5 protein-coding genes are annotated in these 6,661 nt (G+C 70.9%); 3 read left to right on the forward strand and 2 right to left on the reverse strand.

Translation table 11 applies throughout. The annotated features are described in order from the left end of the window. Positions 1-1,823 (reverse strand): dihydroxy-acid dehydratase (gene ilvD / locus SACHA_RS0116075; RefSeq protein WP_028663254.1); only part of this gene is annotated, 1,823 nt, incomplete at its 3' end. A 42-nt stretch (positions 1,824-1,865) separates the two neighbouring features. After that, complete coding sequence (locus SACHA_RS0116080) at positions 1,866-2,549, reverse strand: PH domain-containing protein (RefSeq protein WP_019811373.1); 684 nt, start codon at positions 2,547-2,549, stop codon at positions 1,866-1,868. Between the two features lie 448 nt (positions 2,550-2,997). Between SACHA_RS0116080 and SACHA_RS0116085 the strand changes: the two genes are divergently transcribed. The 3 genes from SACHA_RS0116085 to ilvC all read left to right on the forward strand — a co-directional run bounded on the left by SACHA_RS0116085 (position 2,998) and on the right by ilvC (position 6,580). Next, the gene (locus tag SACHA_RS0116085; RefSeq protein ID WP_019811375.1) at positions 2,998-4,752 is read left to right on the forward strand and encodes an acetolactate synthase large subunit; all 1,755 of its coding nucleotides are present in this window, start codon (positions 2,998-3,000) and stop codon (positions 4,750-4,752) included. Positions 4,753-4,956: 204 nt separating this feature from the next. After that, entirely contained in the window at positions 4,957-5,463 is a 507-nt protein-coding gene (gene ilvN / locus SACHA_RS0116090) for an acetolactate synthase small subunit (RefSeq protein WP_007024732.1), read from the forward strand. Between the two features lie 103 nt (positions 5,464-5,566). Next, complete coding sequence (gene ilvC / locus SACHA_RS0116095) at positions 5,567-6,580, forward strand: ketol-acid reductoisomerase (protein WP_019811379.1); 1,014 nt, start codon at positions 5,567-5,569, stop codon at positions 6,578-6,580. The last annotated feature ends 81 nt before the right edge of the window (positions 6,581-6,661 follow it).

Raw genomic sequence — 6,661 nt, forward strand, 5'->3', positions numbered from 1 at the left:
GCCCCGGTGTCGGCGGAGGTGGCCATCCGGGCGTAGGCGCGCAGCGCGCCGGTGACCGGCCGCTCCCGCCGGGCGGGCTGCCACGGCCGTTCCGAGGCGTCCATCTTCGCCCGCCGCTCGGCGAGCACCTCGTCGTCGACGAGCACCGAGAGCCTGCCCTCGTGCACGTCGATGACGATCTCGTCCCCGTCCTCCACGAGCGCGATCGCCCCGCCCGCGGCGGCCTCGGGGGAGATGTGGCCGACCGACAGGCCGGACGTCCCGCCGGAAAACCGCCCGTCCGTGATCAGCGCGCATTCCCGGCCCAGGCCCGCGCCCTTGAGGAAGGCGGTCGGGTGCAGCATCTCCTGCATTCCCGGCCCGCCGGAGGGGCCCTCGTAGCGCACCACCACGACGTCGCCCGGCCGGATCTGCCGGTCCAGGATCGCCGAGACCGCCTCCTCCTGGCTCTCCACGACGCGGGCGGGCCCGCGGAACCGGAACAGTTCCTCGTCGATCCCCGCCGACTTGATGATCGCGCCGTGCTCGGCCAGGTTGCCGCGCAGCACGGTGAGCCCGCCGCGGGCGGTGTAGGCGTGCGCGGTGTCCCGGACGCAGCCGTCCGCGGCGTCGGTGTCCAGCGACGACCACCGGTTCGTGGTGGAGAACGCCTCGGTCGTGCGCACCCCGCCGGGGGCGGCGTGGAAGAGCTCCCGTGCGCGCTCCGACGCGGTGCCGCCACGGACGTCCCATTCGGACAGCCACGCGGTCAGCGACGGCGCGTGGATCGCGTGGACGTCGGTGTGCAGGAAGCCGCCCCGGTGCAGTTCCCCGAGGATCGCCGGGATGCCACCGGCCCGGTGGACGTCCTCCATGTGGTAGTTCGAGTTCGGGGCCACCTTGGACAGACACGGCACCCGGCGGCCGATGTCCTCGATGTCGTCGAGGGTGAACGCGATCTCACCCTCCCGTGCGGCGGCGAGGATGTGCAGGACGGTGTTCGTCGAGCCGCCCATCGCCATGTCGAGCGCCATCGCGTTGGCGAACGCGCGCTCGTTCGCGATCGCACGCGGGAGCGCCGTCCCGTCGTCGTCGCCGTACCAGCGCCGGGCCAGGTCCACCACGGTCGTGCCCGCGTCGGTGAACAGCTGCCTGCGCGCCGCGTGCGTGGCCAGCGTCGAGCCGTTACCGGGCAGCGACAGCCCCAGCGCCTCGGTGAGACAGTTCATCGAGTTCGCGGTGAACATACCCGAGCAGGATCCGCACGTCGGGCACGCCGAGCGCTCGACCTCGGACAGCCCCTCGTCGTCGACCTCGGAACTGGCCGACGCCGCGATCGTGGTGATCAGATCCGTCGGCGCGTGGGCGACCCCGTCGACGACGACGGCCTTGCCCGCCTCCATCGGCCCGCCCGAGACGAACACGGTGGGGATGTTCAGCCGCATCGCGGCGTTGAGCATGCCCGGCGTGATCTTGTCGCAGTTCGAGATGCACACCAGCGCGTCCGCCTGGTGGGCGTTGGTCATGTACTCCACCGAGTCGGCGATGATCTCCCGCGACGGCAGCGAGTACAGCATCCCGCTGTGCCCCATGGCGATGCCGTCGTCCACCGCGATGGTGTGGAACTCGCGGGGCACGCCGCCCGCCTCCCGCACGCCGTCGGCGACGATGTCGCCGAGGTCCTTGAGATGGACGTGCCCCGGCACGAACTGCGTGTACGAGTTGGCGATCGCCACGATGGGCTTGCCGAAGTCGCTGTCGGTCATGCCGGTCGCGCGCCACAGGGAGCGTGCTCCCGCGGCGTTGCGGCCGTGGGTCGTGGTACGGGAACGCAGTGCAGGCATGAGGCAGAGACTACGCCCGCCCCCGGGCGGGTGATCGGATGGCTACCCGGACGTGCGATGCCCGTCCCTCCCGTCGTCCCCGGTGGCGGGACCCGGGTCGGTGTGCTCGTCGGGTGTCCCGGAGGCTCCGCTGTCGCCGGTGTCGTCGGTGTCGCCGGTGTCGTCCGCATCATGGGAGCCGGTCCCGTTCGCGCGGTCGAGCACACCGGAGGGGTCCGGCAGTCGACCCTCACTCACCAGGGCGATCACCGGGAGGTGGCGGGTGCGCACGCCCGGCAGGGGCACGGTGGTCCCGTCGACCAGCACCGCACCGACCGAGGACTTCGGGGTGAGGGACAGGCCCCGGATCCCGTCCCACGGCAGCTCGCGGGTGCCCGACACGGTGCGGACGGACAGGCCGTCGCGGGTGGCGGTGGTGCGGTTGCGCAGGATCCAGACCGCCAGCCCGAGCGGGACGAGCAGCAGCAGCTGGAGCCCCGGGAGGGCGAACGCGACCGGCAGCATGCACACCAGCAGCAGGAACACCACCAGCAGCGCGGGCGCGGGCGTGCGGAAGACGGCGCGCCTGCCGGAACCGCCTCCCGTGCCGGGGTCGGTGCCGGTGCCGGCACCCCGGTCGCCGTCCGTCGCCCCGTCCCCGTCCGGGCTCTGTCCCCCGTTCGTGGACGGGAGGTCGTCCCGCCCGGCGACCGGCGTCTCGTCCTGGCTGTCCCTCGCCCGTTTCACCACCACACCCCGATGATGCCCCGCACAGCGGCCGATGGGGGAACCGGGGCGCCGGCGAAGACCGGTCGGTCCAGTATCCGGGATCACCGTCCCGCTCAGTTGACACTGATCTCCGGGGGCGATTAACGTCGACGCCGTGACACCGCAGCTCATTCTCGTACTTCCTTCGCGCGTCGCGTAGGGAGTCAACTCTGCGTCGACGCGCGACCCTCGTGCGACCATCCGTGGTCGGCGGGGGTTTTTTCATGCGCGGCGGCGCCGGGACGCGGGAACGATCTCGGCACAGCCCGGAAAGCAGCACCGACAACACCCATCCACGACCATGAGGCGAGAACCGATGACCAGCGCCACCTCGCGATCGGAACCGAACGCCGGGTCGACACCCTCCGCGGCGTCGCCCGGCCCGTCACCAGCACGACCGAAGCCCGGACCGCCCGCAGGCACGCCCGTGCGGTTGACCGGCGCGCAGTCGCTCGTGCGCTCGCTCGAATCGGTCGGTGTCGACGTGGTGTTCGGCATTCCGGGCGGCACCATCCTCCCCGCCTACGACCCGCTGCTGGACTCGACGAAGGTGCGGCACGTCCTGGTGCGGCACGAACAGGGCGCGGGTCACGCCGCGACCGGGTACGCCCAGGCCACCGGGGAGACCGGGGTGTGCATGGCCACCTCCGGCCCCGGGGCGACCAACCTGGTGACGCCGCTGGCCGACGCCAACATGGACTCCGTGCCGGTGGTGGCCATCACGGGGCAGCAGACGCGCGCGCTGATCGGCACCGATGCCTTCCAGGAAGCCGACATCTGCGGTATCACGATGCCGATCACCAAGCACAACTTCCTGGTCACCGACCCGGCCGACATCCCGAAGGTGATCGCCGAGGCGTTCCACCTGGCCAACTCGGGCCGCCCCGGGCCGGTGCTGGTCGACATCCCGAAGGACGTGCTCCAGGAGACGACGTCGTTCGCGTGGCCGCCCGAGACCGGCCTGCCCGGCTACCGGCCGACCCTGCGCCCGCACGGCAAGCAGGTGCGCGAGGCCGCGCGGCTGATGGCGCGGTCCCCGCGGCCGGTGTTCTACGTCGGCGGCGGCGTGGTCAAGGCGCGCGCCACCGAGAAGCTGCGTGAACTCGCGGAACGGACCGGCATCCCCGTGGTGACCACCCTCATGGCGCGGGGTGCGTTCCCCGACTCGCACGCACAGCACCTCGGCATGCCGGGGATGCACGGCTCGGTGGCCGCCGTGGCGTCGATGCAGCGGGCGGATCTGATCGTCGCGCTCGGTGCGCGGTTCGACGACCGGGTGACCGGCAGGCTCGACTCGTTCGCGCCCGAGGCGACCGTGGTGCACGCGGACATCGATCCGGCGGAGATCTCGAAGAACCGCAAGGCCGACGTGCCGATCGTCGGGGACTGCGCGGAGATCATCGGCGATCTGGTCGAGGCGGTGCGGTCGGAGACCGACGAGAACGGCTCCGAGGACCTCGGCCCGTGGTGGACCCAGCTCGACTCGTGGCGGGACACCTTCCCCGCCGGGTACGACTGGCCGGAGGACGGCACCCTCGCGCCGCAGTACGTCATCGAGCGGATCGGGGAGCTGGCCGGTCCCGACGCGCTCTACGCGGCGGGGGTGGGCCAGCACCAGATGTGGGCGGCGCAGTTCATCCGCTACGAGCGGCCCGGTACCTGGATCAACTCGGGTGGGCTCGGCACGATGGGCTTCGCGGTGCCCGCCGCGATGGGCGCCCAGCTCGCGTACCCGGACCGGCAGGTCTGGGCCATCGACGGGGACGGCTGCTTCCAGATGACGAACCAGGAGCTGGCCACCTGCGCGATCGAGGGAGTGCCGATCAAGGTGGCCGTCATCAACAACGGCAACCTCGGCATGGTGCGCCAGTGGCAGAATCTCTTCTACGCCGAGCGCTACTCGAACACCGACCTCGGCAGCCACCGGCACCGCATCCCCGACTTCGCCCTCATGGCGGAGGCCATGGGCTGTGCGGGACTCCGGTGCGAGACGAAGGACGGCGTGGACGAGGTGCTCGGCCGGGCGATGGAGATCAACGACCGCCCCGTCGTGATCGACTTCGTCGTCGGCAAGGACGCCCAGGTGTGGCCGATGGTGGCGGCGGGCACCGGCAACGACGAGATCATGGCCGCACGCGGCATCCGCCCGCTGTTCGACGACGACGAGGTGTCCGACCGATGAGTGCTGACGACCGGAGGGAGGAAGCGCTCCCATGGACACAGAGCGCTCGTGCCTCACGGGCGTTTCCGTGGACTGAGGGACGAAGGGAGCGGAAACGCCTGTGAGTGCTGACGACCGGAGAGAGGAGGCGCTCCCATGGGCACAGCCCCTCGGTGGCTCATGGGCGTTTCCGTGGACTGAGGGACGAAGGGAGCGGAAACGCCCATGACCAATCATACCTTGAGTGTCCTGGTGGAGAATGTTCCCGGCGTGCTCGCGCGGGTCTCGGGACTGTTCTCCCGCCGTGGCTTCAACATCGAGTCGCTGGCCGTGGGACCCACGGAGAATCCCGAGGTGTCCCGCATGACGATCGTGGTCGCCGTCGAGGAACTTCCACTCGAACAGGTGACGAAGCAGCTCAACAAGCTGGTCAACGTCATCAAGATCGTCGAACTCGACCCGGACAGCTCCGTCCAGCGCGAACTGCTGCTGGTGAAGGTCCGGGCCGACGCCACCGTGCGCAGCCAGGTGCTGGAGACCGTGCAACTGTTCCGCGCCAAGGTCGTCGACGTCTCTCCGGAGGCCGTCACGATCGAGGCCACCGGCACCAGCGACAAGATCAATGCGCTGCTGCGGATGCTCGAACCCTACGGGGTGCGCGAGCTGGTGCAGTCGGGCATGGTCGCCGTCGGGCGCGGCGCACGGTCCATCACGGCGGGCGCGACGCGCTGACGTCCGCGCGGGCATCCCGCCTCCGCCGCGTGTCCCGTCAACACCGAGCTCTCCCGTTACCACCGAGCTTTCCTGTCAACACCGAAAGGAAGTACCACCCCTCATGTCAGTCGAGATCTTCTACGAGGCCGACGCGGACCTCGGTATCATCCAGGACCGCACCGTGGCCGTGATCGGCTACGGCAGCCAGGGCCACGCCCACGCCCTGAGCCTGCGGGACTCCGGTGTGGACGTCCGCATCGGCCTGCCCGAGGGGTCGAAGTCCCGCGCCAAGGCCGAGGAGGAGGGCCTGCGGGTGACCACGCCCGCCGAGGCGGCCCGCGAGGCCGACCTCATCATGATCCTCACCCCGGACACCAAGCAGCGCGCGATCTACACCGAGGACATCGAGCCGAACCTGTCCGCGGGCGACGCGTTGTTCTTCGGGCACGGCTTCAACATCCGCTACGGGCTGATCAAGCCGCCCGCCGACGTGGACGTCGCGATGGTGGCGCCCAAGGGGCCGGGCCACCTGGTGCGCAGGCAGTTCCTCGACGGCAAGGGTGTGCCCTGCCTGATCGCCGTCGAGCAGGACCCGAGCGGCAACGGGCAGGCGCTCGCGCTGTCCTACGCCGCCGCGATCGGCGGGGCCCGTGCCGGTGTCATCCGGACGACGTTCACCGAGGAGACCGAGACGGACCTGTTCGGTGAGCAGTCCGTCCTGTGCGGCGGGACCTCCGCGCTCGTGCAGACCGGTTTCGAGGTGCTCACCGAGGCCGGTTACGCCCCGGAGATCGCCTACTTCGAGGTCCTGCACGAGTTGAAGCTCATCGTGGACCTGATGTACGAGGGCGGGATCGCGCGGATGCGGTACTCCATCTCCGACACCGCCGAGTACGGCGACCTCACCCGCGGTCCCCGCGTGATCGGGCCGGAGGTGAAGGAGAACATGAAGGCCGTGCTGGCCGAGATCCAGGACGGCACGTTCGCCCGCGAGTGGGTCGCCGAGGACGAGGCCGACCGGCCCAACTTCCGCAGGCTCCAGCAGCAGGGCGAGCAGCACCCGATCGAGGAGACCGGGACCAAGCTGCGTGGTCTCATGTCCTGGGTGGACCGGCCGATCACCGAGACGGCCTGACCCCCGTCCCGACCGGCTCCGGCCCCGGTCCCGCCGCGTCCGCCGCGTGTGGGGCCGGGGCCGTCGTCGTCCCGCGCGCCG

The sequence above is a fragment of the Saccharomonospora halophila 8 genome, from assembly GCF_000383775.1.
Taxonomy (GTDB): Bacteria; Actinomycetota; Actinomycetes; order Mycobacteriales; family Pseudonocardiaceae; genus Saccharomonospora; species Saccharomonospora halophila.

Coding starts and splice junctions, on each gene's coding strand:
- ilvN (WP_007024732.1), top strand. CDS start 4,957: ATGACCAATCATACCTTGAGTGTCCTGGTGGAGAATGTTCCCGGCGTG.
- ilvC (WP_019811379.1), top strand. CDS start 5,567: ATGTCAGTCGAGATCTTCTACGAGGCCGACGCGGACCTCGGTATCATC.